12 protein-coding genes are annotated in these 20810 nt (G+C 45.4%); 10 read left to right on the top strand and 2 right to left on the bottom strand.

From position 1 onward, the window contains the following. The first annotated feature begins 409 nt into the window (after positions 1 to 409). The gene (locus VF500_RS10105) at positions 410 to 898 is read left to right on the top strand and encodes a hypothetical protein (RefSeq protein ID WP_330859558.1); all 489 of its coding nucleotides are present in this window, start codon (positions 410 to 412) and stop codon (positions 896 to 898) included. Here the strand turns inward: VF500_RS10105 and VF500_RS10100 are convergent, their stop codons facing one another. Further along, entirely contained in the window at positions 899 to 1744 is an 846-nt protein-coding gene (locus tag VF500_RS10100; protein ID WP_330859557.1) for a hypothetical protein, read from the bottom strand. A gap of 331 nt (positions 1745 to 2075) precedes the next feature. Here VF500_RS10100 and VF500_RS10095 point away from each other — a divergent pair, with 331 nt between their 5' ends. The 4 genes from VF500_RS10095 (at position 2076) to VF500_RS10080 (ending at position 9251) form a co-directional block, all read left to right on the top strand. Beyond that, positions 2076 to 4394 (top strand): PSD1 and planctomycete cytochrome C domain-containing protein, encoded by a 2319-nt coding sequence (locus tag VF500_RS10095; RefSeq protein WP_330859556.1) that lies wholly within the window; start codon positions 2076 to 2078, stop codon positions 4392 to 4394. Positions 4395 to 4398: 4 nt separating this feature from the next. After that, positions 4399 to 5856: a DUF1501 domain-containing protein gene (locus VF500_RS10090; RefSeq protein ID WP_091210073.1), complete on the top strand. Its 1458-nt coding sequence runs from the start codon at positions 4399 to 4401 to the stop codon at positions 5854 to 5856. A 192-nt stretch (positions 5857 to 6048) separates the two neighbouring features. Further along, a complete protein-coding gene (locus tag VF500_RS10085) occupies positions 6049 to 7074 on the top strand; it encodes a hypothetical protein (protein WP_330859555.1) in 1026 nt (341 codons plus the stop codon). 20 nt (positions 7075 to 7094) lie between these two features. Continuing rightward, positions 7095 to 9251, top strand: a complete 2157-nt coding sequence (locus VF500_RS10080) for an FN3 associated domain-containing protein (RefSeq protein WP_330859554.1) — start codon at positions 7095 to 7097, stop codon at positions 9249 to 9251. 375 nt (positions 9252 to 9626) lie between these two features. On the opposite strand, the gene VF500_RS10075 is transcribed toward VF500_RS10080, so the two are convergent. After that, positions 9627 to 10187, bottom strand: coding sequence for an RNA polymerase sigma-70 factor (locus VF500_RS10075; RefSeq protein ID WP_330859553.1), 561 nt, complete (start codon positions 10185 to 10187; stop codon positions 9627 to 9629). Between the two features lie 241 nt (positions 10188 to 10428). Here VF500_RS10075 and VF500_RS10070 point away from each other — a divergent pair, with 241 nt between their 5' ends. The 5 genes from VF500_RS10070 to VF500_RS10050 all read left to right on the top strand — a co-directional run bounded on the left by VF500_RS10070 (position 10429) and on the right by VF500_RS10050 (position 20492). Then, positions 10429 to 11499 (top strand): FecR family protein, encoded by a 1071-nt coding sequence (locus tag VF500_RS10070; protein WP_330859552.1) that lies wholly within the window; start codon positions 10429 to 10431, stop codon positions 11497 to 11499. A gap of 215 nt (positions 11500 to 11714) precedes the next feature. Continuing rightward, positions 11715 to 15215 carry a TonB-dependent receptor gene (locus VF500_RS10065; protein ID WP_330859551.1) on the top strand — a complete coding sequence of 1167 codons (3501 nt, stop codon included), beginning with the start codon at positions 11715 to 11717 and terminating at the stop codon, positions 15213 to 15215. A 23-nt stretch (positions 15216 to 15238) separates the two neighbouring features. Continuing rightward, on the top strand, positions 15239 to 17020 hold the full coding sequence (locus tag VF500_RS10060; protein WP_330859550.1) for a RagB/SusD family nutrient uptake outer membrane protein: 1782 nt from the start codon (positions 15239 to 15241) through the stop codon (positions 17018 to 17020). Between the two features lie 171 nt (positions 17021 to 17191). Beyond that, positions 17192 to 18322, top strand: coding sequence for an acyltransferase family protein (locus VF500_RS10055; protein WP_330859549.1), 1131 nt, complete (start codon positions 17192 to 17194; stop codon positions 18320 to 18322). 262 nt (positions 18323 to 18584) lie between these two features. Then, positions 18585 to 20492: a beta-N-acetylhexosaminidase gene (locus VF500_RS10050; protein WP_330859548.1), complete on the top strand. Its 1908-nt coding sequence runs from the start codon at positions 18585 to 18587 to the stop codon at positions 20490 to 20492. The last annotated feature ends 318 nt before the right edge of the window (positions 20493 to 20810 follow it).

Here is a 20810-nt window from a genome sequence, read left to right as displayed (position 1 = left end):
CGATGATGATTTTATAAACGATGTACTAAGCCAGGCCACCGACAAATTTAAACAAGGCGACAAAGAAGGCGCCTGCCGCGACTGGACTTTTATCCGCAACATTGGCAGCGATAAAGCCGATAATTTTATCAGGAAGTATTGTGCCCCCTAACCCCCTAAAGGGGGAATAATCTTGCACTCGTTTGCAGTGAACGTGAGTTCTTAAGCATGGGCTGTGCGATTCCCCTCTTGAGAGGGGCGGAGGGGTGTGTTCTGCTCCAATCAAATCGCATAACACACCCCTGCTATCACTCTTTCCCACCGCGCCCCCTCTCAAGAGGGGAATTTAGCGCCTAACATTCTTAAAACCTTCGTCTTAGAGCCTTTTCGAGACACCCGCAACCCATAAATTTCTTACCTTGCCAGGGTTATGAAAACCGAACCTGAACTTCGCAAAAAAATAAAAACCTGGGTAATTGTATTCATTATCGGCCTGGTATTAAGTGGTGTAACCGCATTCCCTATTGAAACTGAACTTGCTTTCTTCGCAAATCATTCAGCCATATTTCCCGAATTTATGCAGAGCTGGATAACCAACGTGTATCTCGCCGTAAAAACTACCAACCAAAACTATCCTTACCTGGCCTACGGTACTGACTGGCTGGCTTTTGGTCACCTGGTTATTGCAATGGCATTTGTTGGTCCGCTGAAAGATCCTGTTAAAAACATTTGGGTGATCGAGTTTGGGATGATTGCCTGTGTAATGGTATTCCCGTTGGCCTTTATAGCCGGGCCGATCCGCGGCATCCCTGTTTACTGGCGGTTTATCGACTGCTGCTTTGGCATTTTCGGGATCATGCCGCTTTATATTGTTTACAAGGATATTAAAAAATTAGAAGTTATACACTCAGGTAAATAATCAGGCCCGTTTGTTTTTCTTCGCCTGCCCTGATTCGACAATATTGGTATTGAGCTGCTTCTTTTTGGCAGCCTTTTCTTTTTCTAAGATATACTCCACTATTACCCTACCCATTTTTTGCTTACCAGCTGTTGAAAGGTGCCCGGTATTACGGTACAAGATCTTATGTTTTTCGTAATCATCGCACACTAAATTAAAGGGCACTACAATGGTCGAGTCTTTCAGATGGGTATCTTTCAGCATGTCATTTGCCTGTTTACGATATCCATCCAAACTCCGGGTATTACCATTGTCAATCAACAGCGACGAAACCTCATTGCGTACCTTCTTCAGGATATCAAGGCTGTCCGTTTCTTCTTTAAAACCAAACTCAGGCATGGTTACAAACACCGGTTCAATGTTGTTGCGGGCCAGGTCACTGATGATCAGCGAGCAATAGTATGCATAAAACTTAGCGCCCATTTCGCCTTCGGCATCGCTGGTACCGGCTAAAATAATGCAGTAATCAAGGTTATGGTGCAGAATTTCGTTGCTGGAATAAGGCTGTTCCGGGTTAGCATATAAATTATCGTAGATCTGTTTGGTTTTGGCTTCGGGCTGCCCAAACGAAATCACATCGGTATTGATGCCCCGTTTTGAAAACTCATCTTTTATAATGGTATCAATGGTTATGCCGGTGGCCCAGCTATCGCCAATGATCCCTACTCTTAAAGCATCATTTTTATGCTTCTTTTCGGGCACAAAGGGATGCCTTTTCTCAAACGAATAGCGTTGGTATATATAAAAACCAAAACCGGTTGTTACTATTAATAACAATAGCAGCAATAGCCTTAATTTTAATTTCATTCAGATATAAATTTCAATTACGGGGGAAATAATGAAACCATTTTTCCAAAGCCGCGTTCGCGTAAAGCTACGGCTTTAACTCTCCTTTTACGATAAAAAAAACTAAATGTTAGCCCGTAAGGGCAATTTATTGCAGAGGCGTTATTCCCTTTTTGTAACTCCAATAACGCTTCCAACAATCAACATGTTAAAACATTTGTACAAAATGTATGAACATATCATTTTTCATACTATATTGCCCCCGTCAAATCAATTTGAAGCACAAATATGTATTTGCAAATTGTAGCATAAAATATCTAACTTTAATCTCTGTTTAACCAATTTTAAACCCATGTACCGGAAGTTGTATTATGTGTGGCTTACAATAGCCATCTGCATGCTGTACACGTTTTATTCCTGCCATTCATCCGGCGGGGTGGCCGAGGAACAGGTACCTGATACCATCAGCTACAACTTTAATATCCGGCCCATCCTTTCAGATAAATGCTTCAAATGCCATGGCCCCGATGCTTCCCATCGCGAAGCGGATCTGCGGCTCGACATTGCCGAAAGCGCCTACAAAGCATTAAAAGATAATCCGTCATCGCACGCGCTTGTCCCCGGCGAACCGATGCAATCTGAGGTTTATCGCCGCATCTCTACCAAAGATACTACCGAGCAAATGCCCCCGGCATCCTCCAACCTGAAAAGGCTATCGCCCTATGAGGTTGAGCTGATTCATAAATGGATAAAGCAAGGCGCTAAATATGAGAAACACTGGGCTTTCGTTGCCCCGCGAAATTACCCTGTCCCGACAGTAAAAAATACAGCATGGCCTAAAAGCGCTATCGATAACTTCGTGCTACAAAAAATGGAGCAGGCCAGCCTGGAGCCTAATCCCGAAGCCGATAAAGAACGCTTGTTGAAGCGCATTTCACTTGATCTTACCGGTCTGCCGCCATCCCTTGCATTAATGGATGAGTTTTTGGCCGATAAAAGTCCTAACGCCTACGAAAAAATGGTGGATAAGCTGATGGCAACTCCGCAATACGGCGAAAAAATGGCGCTGCACTGGCTGGATGTTGCCCGCTATGCCGATTCGCATGGGTACCAGGATGACAACTATCGCACACAATGGCCATGGCGCGACTGGGTGATCCATGCCTATAACGAAAACCTGCCTTATGATAAATTTATTACCTGGCAATTAGCCGGCGACCAGCTTCCGAATGCCACTAAAGAACAATTGCTGGCAACCGGCTTTAACCGCAACCATAAAATAACCGAAGAAGGCGGCGTAATTGACGAGGAATATCGTGTAAGCTACGTAACAGATCGCACCAATACCTTTGGCAAAGCTATGCTGGGTGTTACGCTTGAGTGCGCCCATTGTCATGATCATAAATACGATCCTTTTTCGCAAAAAGAATACTACCAGGTTTATGCCTTTTTTAACAATGTTAAAGAAGTAGGTCTGCAATCAACCGTGGGCGGGCCCGAAACCTATGCCAAGAACCCCATGATGCAGATCAGCAATGACGATGTTAAAAAGATCCTGACCTTTGTGAACAAGCGTGATACCGATAAGCTCATCGTATCTATCATGACCGATAGCGACAAGGTGCGGCCAACTTTTATTCTCAAACGTGGCAACTATGATGCCCATGGCGATGAGGTGCAAGCCGGTACGCCTAAGTCGATATTACCATTTACTAATAACTATCCTAAAAACCGCTTAGGCCTGGCCGAATGGCTGTTCAACAAAAACAATCCGCTTACCGCCCGTGTGTTTGTAAACCAGATGTGGCAGGATTTTTTTGGCAAGGGGATAGTAAAAAGTTCGGGCGATTTCGGCATGCAGGGAGATCTGCCATCGCACCCACAATTGTTAGACTGGCTCGCTGTTGATTTCCGCGATCATGGCTGGAATATCAAGCGACTGGTAAAACAGATCGTGATGTCGGCCACCTACAGGCAATCGGCGGCAGTAACGCCCGAAAAGTTAAAAACCGATCCTGATAATACCTTATTGGCCCGGGGCTCAAGAGGTCGTTTGCCGGCAGAGTTTGTACGCGACCTGGTTTTGGCCAGCAGCGGATTACTTAACCCAACCATTGGTGGCCCAAGTGTTAACCCATATCAACCTCCGGGCCTTTGGGAAAACGCTACATCGGGCAGGGGGATCCTGGCCAATTATAAACAGGTACACGGACCAAATCTGTATCGAAGAGGTATGTATACGTTGATTAAGCGCACAGTTCCGCCTGCATCGCTTGGCATTTTTGACGCCAGTAATCGCGACCAGTGCGAAGTAAAACGCCTGCGCACCAATACGCCATTGCAAGCTTTAGTGATGCTTAACGACCCAACTGTATTGGAAAGCGCCCGCGTTTTAGCCGCCAAACTTTTGCAGGATAAAAGCACATCGACAGAAAAGATCACCAAAGCGTTCCGGTTGATCCTGTGCCGGCATCCTCAACAAAAAGAACTGGCTATTTTAACCTCGTACTATGCAGACGAATTAAAAAGCATGAAAAAAGCCGATGCAGAAAAACTGCTCACCGTAGGCGAATACCCGGTACCGGCCAACCTGGATAAAGTAACGCTGGCAGCCATGATGAAAGTGGTTGATACCATGTATAATTTGGAAGAAGCAATAACAAAAACCTGAGCACATGGAAAAAGATTTTTTAGAAAACAGGCTTAACATCAACCGGCGCAGGTTCCTTTCAAGGCTCAGTTTGGGCATTGGCAGTGTTGCATTAGGTTCATTGCTTATTCCGGACCTGTTTAGCGGCAAAGGCGATGAGGCTGAAGCTGATTTTATCCCCGGCATCCCCAACTTTGCGCCGAAAGCCAAACGGGTGATTTACCTTTTCCAGGATGGAGCGCCCTCACAACTGGAATCGTTTGATTATAAACCCAAACTGCGCGAAATGATGGGGCAGGAGCTGCCGGCATCTGTCCGCGGCAACCAGATCCTTACCGGCATGACAGCTAAACAGGCTTCCTTCCCGCTGGTGGGTTCATTTTATGATTTTAAGCAATATGGCGAGTCGCGCGCCTGGATCAGCGACATGTTCCCGCACATAGGTAAAATTGCCGATGATATCTGCATTATTAAATCTCTCAACACCGATGCCATTAACCACGACCCGGCGCTTACTTTTTTCCAAACGGGTGCGCAGCAAGGCAACCGCCCCAGCATGGGTTCGTGGGTAAGCTATGGCCTCGGCAGCGAGAACAAAAATCTACCTGCCTTTACCGTTCTGCTCTCTAAAGGAAAAGGAAACGGACAGGGGGTTTATTCCAAACTGTGGAGCAATGGTTTTTTAGATTCCATTCACCAGGGAGTACAATTCAGCAGTGGCGAAGATCCTATCCTGTACTTAAATGACCCCGAAGGACTGAACCGCCACGAGCGCCGTAAAATGCTTGATAAACTGGCCGAACTTAACGACATGAACTACAAAGAGTTTGGCGACCCGGAAATAAACACCAAAGTGCAGCAGTATGAAATGGCCTATCGCATGCAAACCGCGGTACCCGAAATTATGGACGTAAGCAAAGAGTCGGACGATATTGTAAAGATGTACGGGCCGGAGTGCCTTATTCCCGGCACCTATGCTGCCAACTGCTTACTGGCCCGTAAACTTTCAGAAAATGGGGTTCGCTTTGTACAGCTCTATCACCAGGGCTGGGACCAGCACAGCAACCTGCCCCAGGAAATGGCCGGGCAAGCCAAAGACGTAGACCAGGCATCTGCAGCATTGGTTACCGATTTGAAACAACGCGGCCTTTTGGATGAAACACTGGTGATCTGGGGCGGCGAGTTCGGTCGCACCAATTACAGCCAGGGTAAATTGGAAAAAGCCAATTACGGTCGAGACCATCATCCACGCTGCTTCAGTATCTGGATGGCCGGCGGAGGTATCAAACCGGGCATAGTTTACGGCGAAACCGATGAGTTTGGCTATAATATTGTAAGAGATCCGGTGCATGTGCATGACTTTCATGCCACCATTTTAAATCAATTAGGCATCGACCATAAAAAACTAACTTATAAAAGTCAGGGCCGCAGGTACAGGTTAACGGATGTGGCGGGGAATGTGGTGAAGGGGATAATAGCGTAAGCCCCAACAACTGCCGCGGGATTAGCGCAGCGTATCCCGTGGTAAACCAAAATGTAAGCTTTCAGCTTACGAAGTTCAGCTGAAAGCTGAAACCATGCGACACCACGGGGCACAGCCCCGCGGCAGCTATGGAAATAGAATAAATCAACAAAAAATATCAGCGAAATCAACGCAATCATAAAAATCAACGGTATGGAAAGAAGAGAATTTATCAAGCACACTTCTGTTTTATCAGCAGGCTTTTTTATAGCTAAAGACATGTTAGCCAAAGACGACGGGCCAATTTACGGCCATGGCAATATGCGCTACCGCATGGATAAAAACTGGAGCAAGGCCGATTCGCAGAAAAACCCGGTGAATGATTGCCACGAGATGGTGCAGGACTCCAAGGGCCGCATTTTGCTGCTTACCAACGAAACTAAGAACAATGTGCTCATCTATAATAAATCGGGCAAGCTACTAAGCACCTGGGGGCATGACTTCCCCGGCGCACATGGCCTAACCCTGTTTAATGAAAACGGTACAGAAGTATTGTTCATAACCGATACTGTAAAACACCAGGTTTATAAAACTACATTAGATGGCCGCATTTTAATGACCATTGATGTGCCGCTGGAAACCGGCGTTTACAAAAAGGCCGAAGAATTTGTCCCTACCGAAACTACCATCGACAGCAATGGCGACATTTTTATTGCTGATGGCTACGGTGCGCAATATGTTACCCATTATGATAAGGATGGCAAACTGAAAGGTTTCTTCGGCGGCAAGGGCGAGGGCGACGAACACCTGGATAATGCCCATGGCATCGTGATCGACAGAAGATACGACACACCTACCTTACTGGTTACCGACCGCACCCGCAACTGCTTCAAGCGTTTCAGCATGGATGGCAAATTGCAAGAGGTGATCAAACTGCCCGGCGCATGTGTTTGTCGCCCGGTAATAAAAGGCGATCATCTGTATGCTGCTGTGCTCCGCTCGCCTGATCTGAGCAAAGAGAATACCGGCTTCACCACTATATTGGATAAGAATAATAAAGTAGTATCAAACCTTGGCGGCACCGAGCCTGTGTATACCGATGGCGTGCTGCAACCTATGGCCCAGGCTGAAAAGATCTTCCTAAACCCGCATGACGTTTGTGTGGATAACGACGAAAACTTATACGTGGCGCAATGGGCATCGGGCAAGGTGTACCCTTATAAATTTACCAGGGTTTAATTAAACACAGTCCGGCGTATATGAAAAGCAGCCATAAAGGTTTTGCAGAAGGGGCGTTATTTGCGCTAAATATTTTCGTTATTGTACTACTCATAGCAGGCGACAGCCTGGTTGTGCCGCGCTGGCTTCAACCTGTTGGCCGTATGCACCCGCTTATCCTGCATTTCCCAATCGTGATACTGATGCTGGCCATGGTGATGGAGTTTTTCCGTTATCGGGAAGAGTTCGTTAATGAAAAGCTGTATCAAACTTTTACAAGTTACCTGCTGCCTTTAGGCGCGCTGCTATCCTCCATAACGGTGATCATGGGCTTGTTCCTCTCGAGGGAACCGGGATATGAGGGCGATACTTTACAATGGCATAAATGGTTTGGCGTAAGCGTGGCATTTGCAGGCTATGGCGTATATCTCATCCGCCACACTTCAAAGTATACCGTAAGACTGGCTAAAGCCGGAGCAGTGATAACTGTTTTTTGTTTGATTGTTGCCGGGCACCTGGGCGGCAACCTTACCCACGGCAATGATTTTGTTTTGGGCCCGGTGATGGACAGAAGTAAAAATGCAGTGTCGATAGACCAGGCGCTGGTTTATAACGATGTGATCCGTCCCATATTTGAAGTAAAATGCCAGAGCTGCCACAATCCCGATAAAATGAAGGGCGGCCTCATGCTTACCGATTCGGCAGCAATAATGAAAGGCGGTAAAAACGGCAAACTGTTTATAGCCGGCGACCCGGCCATGAGCCTGTTGCTTCAGCGTGTACACCTGCCCGAAACCGAAAAGAAACATATGCCACCAACTGGTAAAACCCAGCTTACTGATGATGAAAAAATGCTGCTTTACCTTTGGATAAAAAGCAAAGCCAGTTTCAGCAAAAAGGTGATCGACCTGCCTGCTTCCGATTCATTACGGATGATAGCCGCCACCCATCTAAAACCGGCAGAAAACGAAGAAGAAGTTTATGATTTTTCGGCTGCCAGTGAAAAGGATATCCAAAAGCTGAATAATAATTACCGTGCGGTATATCCGCTGGCCAATGAGTCGCCGGCGCTGGCAGTTAATATCTACAACAAAAGCACCTATAATGTTAAGGTACTTGACGAATTAGGCGCTATCAAAAAACAAGTCGTTTCACTCGACCTGAACAAGATGCCGGTAAAAGATGCCGACCTGAAAACGATTGCCAAATTTGAAAACCTGCGCAGGCTAAACCTCAACTTCAGCGATGTTACCGGGAATGGATTAAAAGAATTAGCAGGTTTAAAATATCTCAAAAGCATTTCGCTGGCGGGAGTTAAGCTCAACATAGCAGATGTAAAACAGCTCATCGGTATAAAAAGCCTCAATGAGCTGGCGGTTTGGGACAGTGGCCTGAACCCTGCCGACCTGCAATCACTTCAAAAACAAAACCCAAAGCTTAACCTGTTAACCGGCTTCAAGGATGATGGTAAAGTAATGAAGCTTACCAGTCCGCAGTTAAAGAACACCGCTGTTATATTTAAGCAGAGCTATGCCCTACAGCTCAGCAACCCCATAAAAGGAGCCGATATCAGGTATACTACAGATGGTTCAGTACCTGATAGTATCAATGCTGCATCCTATAAGCCGGGCGTGGTATTTACCCAAAGTACCGTGATAAAAGCAAGGGCATTTAAAGCGGGTTGGAAGGGCAGCGATACGGTACAGTTTAATGTTTACAAATGTGCTTACACGCCCGATAGTATCAGCTTTATCAAATACCCTGACGACAAATACAAAGGTGATGGCGCAAAAACTATTATTGATAAAGAGTTAGGCGGCGGCAATTTTGGCAACGGCAAATGGCTCGCCTCGCAAAAAGACATGGCCGTTATGATGTGGTTCAACAAACCTATCGACCTGCATTCGGTTAGTCTTAATGTGATGCGCAATACCGGTCCGCAGATCTTTTTACCTGCCTTGGTTGAAGTTTGGGGCGGTGTCGATCAAAACCATTTGAAGTTGTTGAGTACCCTTAAAACAGGGGCCCCTAACCAAACCGATCCGTTTGCGTTGATGCCGCTGGAATGTAAGTTAAAAACAACACAACAGGTATCCTGCATAAAACTGGTTGCCCAGCCGCTAAAAAGTGTACCGGCATGGCACCCGGCCAAAGGCAAACCGGGCTGGGTGTTTTTAGATGAGGTGTTTTTGAATTGATGATTACTGGTTGAAGTTTAGCAGCAGCCTTCTTCTTTATGTCATTGCGAGGTACGAAGCAATCGCACGGAAGCAGGGCGGACCTGTATAGCATGCGATTGCCACGTCGCCCCCAGGGCTCATTCCAAGCCCTGCTCCTCGCAATGACATGGATTATAAAATCACACCTTGCGCTCATCTGTGATGAGCGCAAGGTAAAAATTAAAAACAGGGGTCATGCTGAGGTTCTCGAAGCATCGTGGGCTGGCCTCTGCGCGCGACCCTTCGACAGGCTCAGGGTGACCGGCCCTATTTTTTACAACTTGCGCTCATCCCTGATGTAGAGCAACTCAACAAAGGGAAATTTAACTTAAGGTGATTTTATAAAGTCCTACTCTAAAAAAACATATACGTCACATGCTTCAACACCTGGCGTAATTTTTCAAGGGCGATGCTCATCTGACGTTCAACAGTTTTGGGGGAGATATTTAACTGCACGGCTATTTCGCGGTACTTCATATCGCTGAAACGGCTCAGTACAAAAATCTCGCGGCATTTTTCGGGGAGGGTGGCAATGGCTGCTTCTATCTGCAGGGCAAGCTCCTTTTCTTCCAGGCCGTTCTCGAGCGTATTGCGCAGCTCATCAAACAGGTTGTTCTTTTCGAGATAATTAACGTAAAGGTTTTCTATTTTCTGGCGCTTGAGATAATTGAGGCTCCGGTTTTGCACCATTTTAAAAAGATAGGAACTTACCGATGCACAAAAGTTGACCTCATGCCCGCGCTCCCACAGGTGGGTAAACACATCGGCAGTAATTTCTTCGGCAACAGTTAAATCGTTCACAAAACGGTTGGAAAACAAAGTTAACCGGGTATAGTATAGCCTAAACAGGGTTTCAAACGCTTTGGCGTCACCCTGTGTAAATGAGGTTATAGGTACTTTGTTTTCCTGGATCATTAATCCTGCCTTTAATTAATCCGAATACTTTTTAAAAAACTTTAACAAGTTACGAAATTTTTCGTTCCGTATCAAATTTAATATGGAAATAATAAAAAGCTAACCCCAAACATTCTGTAAAAAAACGGTTACGCGCAATATGCGGGGTGCATTTATCCCGGTAGCCGAATAAAATTGAAAAATATTTCACCCGGCTTTGAGGGTATCCGTTTTTTCGATTGTCTTAACGATAATATTACAAATGGATAACGAAGAAGTAAAACTACTGTTGGTAAAATACATAACCGGCGAAGCCACCGCACAGGAGCTTGAGCAGGTTAAACAGTGGATAAGTGCACACCCCGAGAACGAGCAGTATTTTGCACAATTGTATGAAACCTGGCATAACATGCTTTACCTGCAGCCAGCGGTTGTAAATAAAGATCATGCCTATAATAAGCTTTCGGCCGATATAGAGCCAAAGCAGCCATCACGCTATGCAAGGCTGATCACCTGGGGTAAAGCTGCTGCTGCCATTGCTTTGCTTGCGGCTGTTACCGCTACCTTATATAACAGGTATTCAAAAAATGTAGAAAGTGTAAGGCAAATAGCTGCCACCCCCGGCGCCATTAAAAAAATTGTTTTGAGCGATGGCACACAGGTTTGGCTTAACGCGGGCAGTAAGCTTAATTATACAGCCGATTTTGGCAAAACAACCCGCACCGTTTACCTTGAAGGCGAAGCCTTTTTTGATATCGCCCCCGGCAAAAAGGAGATCCCTTTTATCGTTAACACAAAAAACTATACCATTAGGGATATCGGGACAAAGTTTAACCTAAAAGCATATGCTTCCGACCCGTTCTTTGAAACTACCGTGGTAAAAGGGGAGGTATCGGTTGAGGGGAATGTAGATAACAACGCACATGAAATGAGCCGCATTTATGTAAAACCGCGGCAGGTGCTCAGGATCTACTATCACCCTAAAAAGGAAAACTACAGCTATACTGCTCCCGAACCAAAAAGTTTGAACGAGATCCTGGTATCAGAGATCGACTCGGCCAAGCTTAATCGTTATGACGGCTGGAAAGAAAACCTGCTGGTATTTGATGGCACCACGCTTAGCGAGATAGCTAAAGTGCTGGAGCGAAGGTATAACGTAACCATCAACATGACCGATGCCGAATTGAGCAACATCCGTTATTCGGGCAGTTTTAAAAACATTCCCAGTATTGAAAAGGTGCTGGCTATTATAAAGGCTAATACCGCTATTAATTATTCGGTAAACGGCAATACAGTAAACATTACACGAAACAACAATAATGATAACAACTAACTAAAACAAAAAAGGAAACTATGATCAAAAACTAACATTCTCTTTTACATAAAAAAACCCGGATGTGCTACCAACACGCCCGGGCTAAAGCAATCAAAGCTAATACCCTACGCTTGGGGAAGCATCGTATTAACTGATTAACAAACAAATTTATGATTAATTTTTACAGAAAGTCCGCTCTGGCCGCCGGCCCGTGGCAAAAAACGATCAAAATTATGAAGCTGGTAACCGTTCTGCTCTTAACGGGCATTATGCAAATACACGCTGCCGCTTATTCACAAAATGTTTACAACTTTAGTGTAAACAATATTTCTGTTAAGCAAATGTTTAAGCAGATTGAAAAAAGCAGTAAGTACACTGTTTTTTACAGGCTTGACCAGGTTGATGTTGACAAGAAAATAAACGTGGACGTGCAGGATGCGCCTATTGAAACCGTGATGCAGAAGGTGCTGCAAAAACAGCCCTTAACCTTCCAGGTAGTTGATGATATCATCATCATAAAACCGGCCGATGAAAAACCTATTGTCACTTTAACCGTAACCGGTGTAGTTAAAGACATTGGCGGTCAGCCCTTACCGGGGGTAAGTGTAAAACTCAGGGGTAGTAATTTGGGTACGGTTACCGACATCAATGGTAAATACACCCTTACCATGCCCGATGGCAAAGGTACGCTCGAGTTCGGCTTTTTAGGTTTTACGGCGCAAACCGTACCGGTAAACGGACAAACAACCATCAATGTAACCTTGCTTGAAGAGTCAAAAGCGCTGAACGAGGTGGTTGTAGTTGGTTACACCACACAAAAGAAAAAGGACCTTACAGGTGCTGTTTCTGTAGTAAACGTTAAAGATCTTAACAAACAGCCTTCATCGTCAGTAAATTCACAATTGCAGGGGCAGGCATCAGGCGTTACTGTAACCGGGTCGGGGCAGCCTGGCGAAGAGCCGCAGGTACACATCAGGGGCTTCAACACTTTTGGCGACAACACACCTTTATACGTAGTTGACGGTGTAGAAACTTATGACGTAAGCACGTTAAACCCTAATGATGTTGAAACTTTCCAGGTGTTAAAGGATGCGAGCTCCGCATCAATATACGGCGCAAGGGCGGCCAACGGTGTTATTATTATCACTACCAAAAGAGGCAAGGGGAAGGTAAATATCCAGTATGATGCTTACTACGGTTCACAAGTACCTAAAGGCGGCAATGTTTGGAACACCATAACACCGCAGCAAATGGCCGACCTGAAACTTACCGCCAAAAAAAATTCGGGCGATAATTCAATTAAAGACGCTTTGTACAACCCGACCGGTGTTGGCACAACTTTTACGCTACCTGATTATATAACGCCGGCAGGTGCTAAAGAAGGTGACCCTTCTGTCGATCCTTCTAAATATTATGTAAATCCCAACTATACATCCGCCGCCGATCTTGGCAATTTTTACAGGATCACACGGGCCAATAAGGCGGGTACCGACTGGTATCATGAACTGTTTAAAACAGCACCAATGAACAGTCACAACATATCTTTAAGCGGAAGCAATGATATGGCTAATTACCTGTTCTCGCTTAATTACTTCAACCAGCGCGGTACCCTGATCGATACCTATCTTAAAAGGTATACCCTGCGCTCAAACACTAATTTTAACATAACCAAACACATCAGGGTAGGCGAAAACCTGTCTTACTCCATAACCAAGCTGCCGCAGGTAAATAACGGTCAGTCGCACTCGCAGGTAAGCACCAATGATCCAGATGGTGTTATTGCACACGGGTTAAGAGAGCAGCCTATTATTCCTGTTTACGATATTAAAGGCAATTACGCAGGCAGTTATGGCACCGGCCTTGGTGACGCCAATAACCCTGTTGCTATACAGGAACGCACAAAAAATAACGGCTCAACAAGCTACCGGATCCTGGGTAATGTGTTTGCCGAAGCTGACATTATCAAAGGCCTTACCTTGCGTACAAGTTTTGGCGGTGATATCATCAACAGCAATGATCATTCGTTCACGTTCCCTACTTATGAAAACGTAGAAAACTCTTCGGTAAATACCTATAGCGAAAGTTCAGATAACAGCTACACTTATAACTGGACAAACACTCTGAGCTTCCAGAGAACATTTGGCAAGCATAATGTAAACGTGGTAGTAGGTACCGAAGCAGTTGAAGATCATGACCGCTTTGTAGGTGGAAGTATCCAGGGCTTTTACACCTTTGATCCGGATTATGTAAACTTATCAACTGGTACTAATAATAAAAATACCTATAGCGGCAAATCAAGCAACTCCCTGTTTTCGGAGTTTGCCCGTTTAGATTATACTTTTAACGACCGTTATTTGTTCAATGCTACTATCCGTCGTGACGGTTCATCAAAGTTCCCTACAGATCAGCGCTATGGTTATTTCCCGGCATTCAGCGCGGGCTGGCGTATCTCGCAGGAAAATTTCATGAAGGGCATCACATGGCTTACCGACCTGAAATTAAGAGGCGGCTGGGGTATTATGGGCAACCAGATCAATATGGGTGCTAAAGATGCCCACATCACTTTCAGTAATGATATAGGCCAGTCATATTATCCTATCGATGGTTCGCTTAATTTAACACCTGGTTTTTACCAGGATCAAACAGCAAACCCGCACGCCCTGTGGGAAAAGGACATTAACTCAAACTTTGGCTTTGATGCTACCCTGCTTGAGGGCAGAATAGCCGTAACAGCCGATTATTATCGTAAAGACATTAAAGACCTCCTGTACAATGCCACGCAATTAGGTACTGCCGGCAACGGCGCTTTTCCTGCGCAAAACGTAGGTAAAATGAAAACCGATGGTTTGGACCTGTCAATTACAGGCAATTTTAAAGCAAGCAGCGACCTGAGCTTTAATGCAACAGGTACCATAACCACCTATAATAATAAGGTATTAAGGGTATCTGACGATAGGGACTACTTCCCGGGTTCGGCCTCAAGCCGGTTTGACGGGCCAATTACCCGCAGCCAGGTTGGCCACTCATTAGGCGAATTTTACGGCTACCAGATAGTAGGTTTCTGGAACTCACAGTCTGAAATTGACGCCGCCGATGCAAGCGCAAAAAAAATAACAAATGACCCTAACGCCTTCTACCAATCAGATGTTAAAGTTGGTCGCTTCCGCTATAAGGACGTAAATGGCGATGGGCTTATCACCGATGCCGACCGTACTTTTATTGGTAATCCCAATCCTAAAGTTACCGCGGGCTTAAATCTTGGTGTAAACTATAAAAACTTCGATGCAAGCGTATTTCTTTACGGTTCATTTGGCAATAAATTATGGAACAGTGTTAAATACTGGAGAGATTTTTACGCATCATTCGGCACAGCAAAAAGCTATACCGCGCTTAATGATTCATGGACACCAACCAACCATAACGCAAAAGCACCTATCCAGGAGCTTGATGCATCAACAAGCAGCGGTGCTACGCCAAACTCATATTTTGTTGAAAACGGAACTTATGTACGTATGCGCAACGCTCAAATTGGTTACACTTTTAACCTTAACAGCTTAAAAAAGGCAGGCATTCAAAAACTACGCATTTATGTATCGGCAACCAACCTGTTCACCCTAACCGGCTACAGCGGTGTTGACCCTGAGTTGAGCGGTAACACCAAAGATTTTGGTATTGATGAAGGCAGTTACGCCAGTCCGCGCACCTTTTTATTCGGAGTTAATTTTTCATTATAACAGCAATATTTAAACGGATTACAATGAAAGCTAAAAAATATATTTCCATAGCGCTTTTAAGCACGTTATTGCTTGGCGCATGTAAAAAATCATTTCTTGATAAGCCTATTAACGGTGCTCTTGAGCCACAGTTTCTTGAAACTGAATCTGGTGCCAACGAACTTTTAGTTGGCGCATATGCCGTAATAGATGGGCAGCAGGGTGGCGATGCTTCCGTAGGCGGTGGCGGTGCCTGGGAAGCCGCACCTGATAACTGGATTTACGGTGGAGTAGTGGGCGGCGATGCTTCAAAAGGCAGTATAGCCGGCGACCAGCAGCAAATTGAGCCCATGATGAAGTACATTGCCGATGCCAGCAACGGTTTTTTTGATAGCAAATGGAGGGCCGATTATGAAGGTGTATCGCGCACAAACAATACTATTAAAATAACCAACAAGGTTACGTCCATATCGGCATCAAACAAAACCAATATATTGGCCCAGGCTCGGTTCTTAAGGGCACATTACTACTTCGATCTGAAAAAGATGTTCAATAATGTGCCTTATCTTGATGAAACAACAACCGATATTAATCAGCCTAACAATACAGATATATGGCCAAAAATTGAAGCAGATTTTAAATACGCCTATGACAACCTGCCTAATACCCAGCCCGAGGTTGGTCGTGCCAATAAATGGGCCGCGGGTGCATACTTAGCCAAAACCTACTTATACGAGCATAAGTATACCGAGGCCAAAGTTGTATTTGACGCGGTTATTGCACAAGGCGTAACTTCTGATGGTAAAAAATACGCCCTGAATGCAAAGTTTAACGATAATTTCAGAACGGCTACCAACAATAGTGCCGAGTCTGTTTTCGCGGTACAGGCAGCAGCTAATACTGACCCTAACGGCCCTTCACAAGCCAATAACGGCGATATGCTGAATTTCCCATATGGCAACAGCAGTCCGTTCAGCTGCTGCGGCTTCTACCAGCCATCTATTGATCTGGTTAATCATTTCCGCACCAATCCAACCACTGGCTTACCATACCTTGATGACTATAACAGCCATCCTATAAAAACAGATATGGGCCTGGCATCTGCTGATGACTACACACCTGACACTGCCCCTGTTGACCCCCGACTTGACTGGACTGCCGGTCGCCGTGGGATCCCGTATCTTGACTGGGGCCTGCACCCTGGTGCTGATTGGATCCGCGACCAACAATATGGAGGCCCATATTCGCCAATCAAAAATGTTTATGGCCAGGCCGAGCAGGATGTAAACGGCGATAATACTTCATGGGCACCGGGTTCGGGTATTAATTACAACATTATTCGTTATGCAGATGTGTTGTTAATGGCCGCTGAGGTTGAAGCACAGGTTGGTAGCCTGGATAAAGCCGAAAGCTATGTAAACATGGTGCGCAATCGTGCTGCAAATCCCGATGGCTTTGTACATAAATATAAAGACAATGAAGATCCAACCGGGGGCTTCACCAATGTAGCTGCCGCAAACTACAAAGTGAGCCCTTACCTTCCGGGAGCTTTTGCCAGCAAAGACTTTGCGCTTAAAGCCATTTATTTTGAGCGTAAAATTGAACTTGCAATGGAAGGGCACCGCTTTTTTGATCTTGTACGCTGGGGTATTGCCGATACCGAGCTTAACGCTTACATTGCTTACCAAAGCACACTGACAAATGATGTAAAGGGCGGTAAATTTGTTAAAGGTAAAAGTGAATACTACCCGATACCACTGGTGGAGATTGATTTGAGCGCCAAAGGCGGTACACCTCAATTGAAACAAAATCCTGGTTATCATTAATTAAAGCTAAAAGCAAAACGCGCAAAGCCGAAAGCTGTTAAACTGGCGGCGTTCGGTTTTGTAACAACTTATAACTTACCGGGAAAATATGCATTCCCGGTAAGTTTATTATCTTGCCTTAACACCCCTGCTTTTTAAACAAGCTGATTATAAACATTTTTTAACCCATTTATGGACAAATCATCATCGCGATTTTTATCGCTGGATGTATTTCGTGGCATGACTTTATGCTTCATGATCATTGTAAATACGCCGGGAAGCGGAGCAGCCGCTTTTTCGCCTCTTGAGCATGCCGCCTGGCATGGCTTCACCCCAACCGATCTTGTGTTCCCTTCTTTTTTGTTTGCAGTGGGCAACGCCATGAGCTTCTCCATGAAACGTTACCAGGAGATGGGTAACGCAGCTGTACTAAGTAAGATCTTCCGGCGTACACTGCTTATATTTCTGATAGGGTACCTGATGTACTGGTTCCCTTTCTTTTCAACCAGTGGAGGTCATTTTCATTTAAAACCTATCGCCCACACCCGTATTATGGGTGTTTTACAGCGCATTGCTTTGTGTTATTGCTTTGCATCGCTCATGATCCATTTCCTGTCTAAACAATCGGTATTTATTTTATCAGGGCTGTTTCTGGTCATCTACTGGATCATCCTGCTTGTTTATGGCAACCCGGCCGATCCGCTGAGCATGACCGGTAACGCAGGCATTTATCTTGATAAATTTTTGTTCGGTGTTGATCACCTGTATCACGGCGAGGGCATCCCATTTGAACCCGAAGGTGTCCTAAGCACGCTGCCGGCCATCGTTAATGTGGTAGTGGGCTATTATGCAGGTAAGTTCATCCAGCAAAAAGGGAAGGGTTATGATACTACCACCAAGCTGTTATTAACCGGCTGTTTGTTCATCTTTCTGGCGCTATGCTGGAACATGGTTTTCCCGATCAATAAAAAACTTTGGACGAGCTCATTTGTGCTGGTTACTACCGGGCTTGATCTGGTGATCCTGTCGGCACTGATCTACGCGCTGGAGATCAATAACTGGAACAAAGGTAACTGGGCACGCTTTTTCACCACCATGGGTAAAAACCCGCTGCCTATTTATGTGCTTTCCGAAATATTACTGATCCCGGTAAGCATGATCATGATAAGCGGCACCAACGCTGTCGACTGGATCAATACCGCCTTTTATCAAACTATAGCTCCCGGCCCAATAGGTTCATTACTGTTTGCCATCAGCTTTATGCTGATCTGCTGGCTGGTTGCCTATATCCTTGATAAGCGGAAAATTTATATCCGGGTGTGATTTGGAATGTCGGATTTCGAATGTTCGATTTCGGATTTCTTTTTATCGCCCAGCGGCAGTGTCCTCACGGTCGTATGCTGGTGTTTTTGTCCGAACCCGAATTTATAGAATTAAGTAATTACCAGAATACTCAGCAAATTCAAAAAATCCCACTAATTCCTTAAAATTCGAGTTCAGACAGAAAAATCAAGGTTCAGAAAACACTTCTTAATATTATTTAAAAAGTTTAATTTGCGTACATCCAATTAAATAACAATCCTTTATGAAGAATTTATCCTTATTGCTTTGCGGCTGTATGGCACACCTGCTTTCTGTAGCCCAAACAGCAAAACCGGCACTCGCACTTATCCCGCAACCGGTAAAAGTTACCCAAACCACAGGCGAATTTGTACTGCCCAAAACGGTAGTTGTAGAGGCTGGATCATCGGCAGATGTGGCAAACGTTACGGCCTATCTTAAACGCAAACTCTCAACCGCTACCGGAACTTTTGTAACTGTAAAAGCCGCTGCACCAACAGCAGCTATCAGGCTGATCTTAAATAAAACAGCCGATACAGCGCTCAAAACCGAAGGCTATAAATTATCAGTAACACCTAAAAAAGTAGTGATCCGCGCCAATGATGCTGCCGGGTTGTTTTATGGTGTACAAACGTTTTTCCAGTTGCTGCCCAAAGAAATTGAAGGTTTGGAAGTAGCCAAAGGCGTAAAATGGACAGCACCCTCGGTTGAAATTACCGACTATCCAAGGTTTGCTTGGAGAGGATTGATGTTTGATGTAGCACGCCACTTTTTCACCAAAGCCGAGGTTAAGCAATACATCGACGCTATGGTTAAATACAAATTCAACCTGTTGCATTTACACCTTACCGACGATGAAGGCTGGCGCGTGGAGATTAAAAGCCTGCCAAGGCTAACCGAAGTAGGAGCACACAATGTTAAAAAGGTAGGCCAGTTCGGTACATTCACACCACCTACTCCCGATGAGCCACGCACTTACGGCGGTTTCTATACCCAGGATGATATCAAAGAGCTGGTACAATACGCTAAAGACAGGTTCGTTGATATCTTGCCTGAGATTGATGTACCAGGCCACAGCCTCGCTGCTGTAGTTGCTTACCCTGAACTTTCATGTACCCCGGGTGCTGATAAATATGTGGTAAACTCGGGCGAGCCCTTTATGGACTGGAGTGGCCCGCATAACAGGGCTATTGTTGATAATACTCTTTGCCCGGCAAATGAAAGCGTTTATACTTTTTTAGATAAGGTAGTGACCGAGGTTGCCCAGCTGTTCCCATTCGGCTATATCCATTTGGGCGGCGATGAGTGCGCTAAGAACTTCTGGGAGCAAAGTGATGCTATCAAAGCACTGATGGCCAAAGAAAACCTGAAGGATATGAACGAAGTACAGGCCTACTTTGAAAAACGCCTTGAAAAAATTGTAGAATCAAAAGGCAAAAAGTTCATGGGCTGGGATGAGATCATTGAAGGCGGTCTTGGCCCTAATGCAGCTGTAATGAGCTGGAGAGGAATCCAGGGTGGTATCACCGCTGCCAAAGCCGGTCATGAAGTGGTAATGAGCCCTACAACATTTGCCTATCTGGATTACATGCAAAGCGACCGTGTAAACGAAACAAAGATCTACGCTACACTTCGCCTTAACAAAACCTATTCATGGGAACCTGTGCCGGATAGTGTTGATGCACGCCTCATTAAAGGCGGACAAGCCAACTTATGGACAGAGCAGGTATACAACATCCGCCAGGCCGAATATATGACCTGGCCGCGCGGCATGGCCATTGCCGAGGATGTATGGTCGCCAAAAGGAGCTAAAAACTGGGATGGATTTTTCAGCAGGGTTGAGAAACATTTCCCGCGCTTTGATGAAGCCGAAACCAAAATAGCCCCAAGCGCCTATGACCCATCATTTGATGCAGTATTAAATCCGGACAGCACCCTTAGAATCACGTTAACCAACGAAGTGAACGGACTGGATACTTATTACAGCTTTGACAATTCGTTCCCCGACAGGTTTTACCCTAAATATACCGCGCCAATAGATGCCCCTAAAGATGCAACCACATTAAGGGTGATCACCTACCGCGGTAAAAAACCGATTGGTCGCATGGTTACTATGCCACTGGCTGATTTAAAGAGCAGGATTAAGAAGTAAGAATAGTTTTTTATACAAAAAGCCCTTCGGATTTAGTTTCGGAGGGCTTTTTGCTTTCCCTACTGCCAACGCTCGGCTCCAGCCGAGTGTTTACTATCAAACGGCCTCTGGCCGCCGAATTCTGTCACTCCAGCCGAGTGATAATTATTCTCAGGCCCTTGACTCCTTTTTTCTTTCGCTCGTTTGCAACGAGCGCTTAAACTGGTTTGGCGATTGCATTGCCGGTATCGCATTACAAACGGGCACAGGTGTTTTCGCTTCGGCGGCCAGAGGCCGCTTGATAGTTGCCACTCGCCAGGAGGCGAGCGGCGGCTTTTT

The organism is Mucilaginibacter sp., assembly GCF_036383575.1.
Taxonomy (GTDB): Bacteria; Bacteroidota; Bacteroidia; order Sphingobacteriales; family Sphingobacteriaceae; genus Mucilaginibacter.
This window is presented reverse-complemented; position numbering and strand designations above follow the sequence as displayed.

Bases quoted from the DNA above. Each gene is read 5' to 3' on its own strand.
- VF500_RS10090 (WP_091210073.1), top strand. From the start codon at position 4,399: ATGGAAAAAGATTTTTTAGAAAACAGGCTTAACATCAACCGGCGCAGG.
- VF500_RS10065 (WP_330859551.1), top strand. From the start codon at position 11,715: ATGAAGCTGGTAACCGTTCTGCTCTTAACGGGCATTATGCAAATACAC.
- VF500_RS10105 (WP_330859558.1), top strand. From the start codon at position 410: ATGAAAACCGAACCTGAACTTCGCAAAAAAATAAAAACCTGGGTAATT.
- VF500_RS10080 (WP_330859554.1), top strand. From the start codon at position 7,095: ATGAAAAGCAGCCATAAAGGTTTTGCAGAAGGGGCGTTATTTGCGCTA.
- VF500_RS10050 (WP_330859548.1), top strand. From the start codon at position 18,585: ATGAAGAATTTATCCTTATTGCTTTGCGGCTGTATGGCACACCTGCTT.
- VF500_RS10100 (WP_330859557.1), bottom strand. From the start codon at position 1,744: ATGAAATTAAAATTAAGGCTATTGCTGCTATTGTTATTAATAGTAACA.
- VF500_RS10095 (WP_330859556.1), top strand. From the start codon at position 2,076: ATGTACCGGAAGTTGTATTATGTGTGGCTTACAATAGCCATCTGCATG.
- VF500_RS10055 (WP_330859549.1), top strand. From the start codon at position 17,192: ATGGACAAATCATCATCGCGATTTTTATCGCTGGATGTATTTCGTGGC.
- VF500_RS10085 (WP_330859555.1), top strand. From the start codon at position 6,049: ATGGAAAGAAGAGAATTTATCAAGCACACTTCTGTTTTATCAGCAGGC.
- VF500_RS10075 (WP_330859553.1), bottom strand. From the start codon at position 10,187: ATGATCCAGGAAAACAAAGTACCTATAACCTCATTTACACAGGGTGAC.
- VF500_RS10060 (WP_330859550.1), top strand. From the start codon at position 15,239: ATGAAAGCTAAAAAATATATTTCCATAGCGCTTTTAAGCACGTTATTG.
- VF500_RS10070 (WP_330859552.1), top strand. From the start codon at position 10,429: ATGGATAACGAAGAAGTAAAACTACTGTTGGTAAAATACATAACCGGC.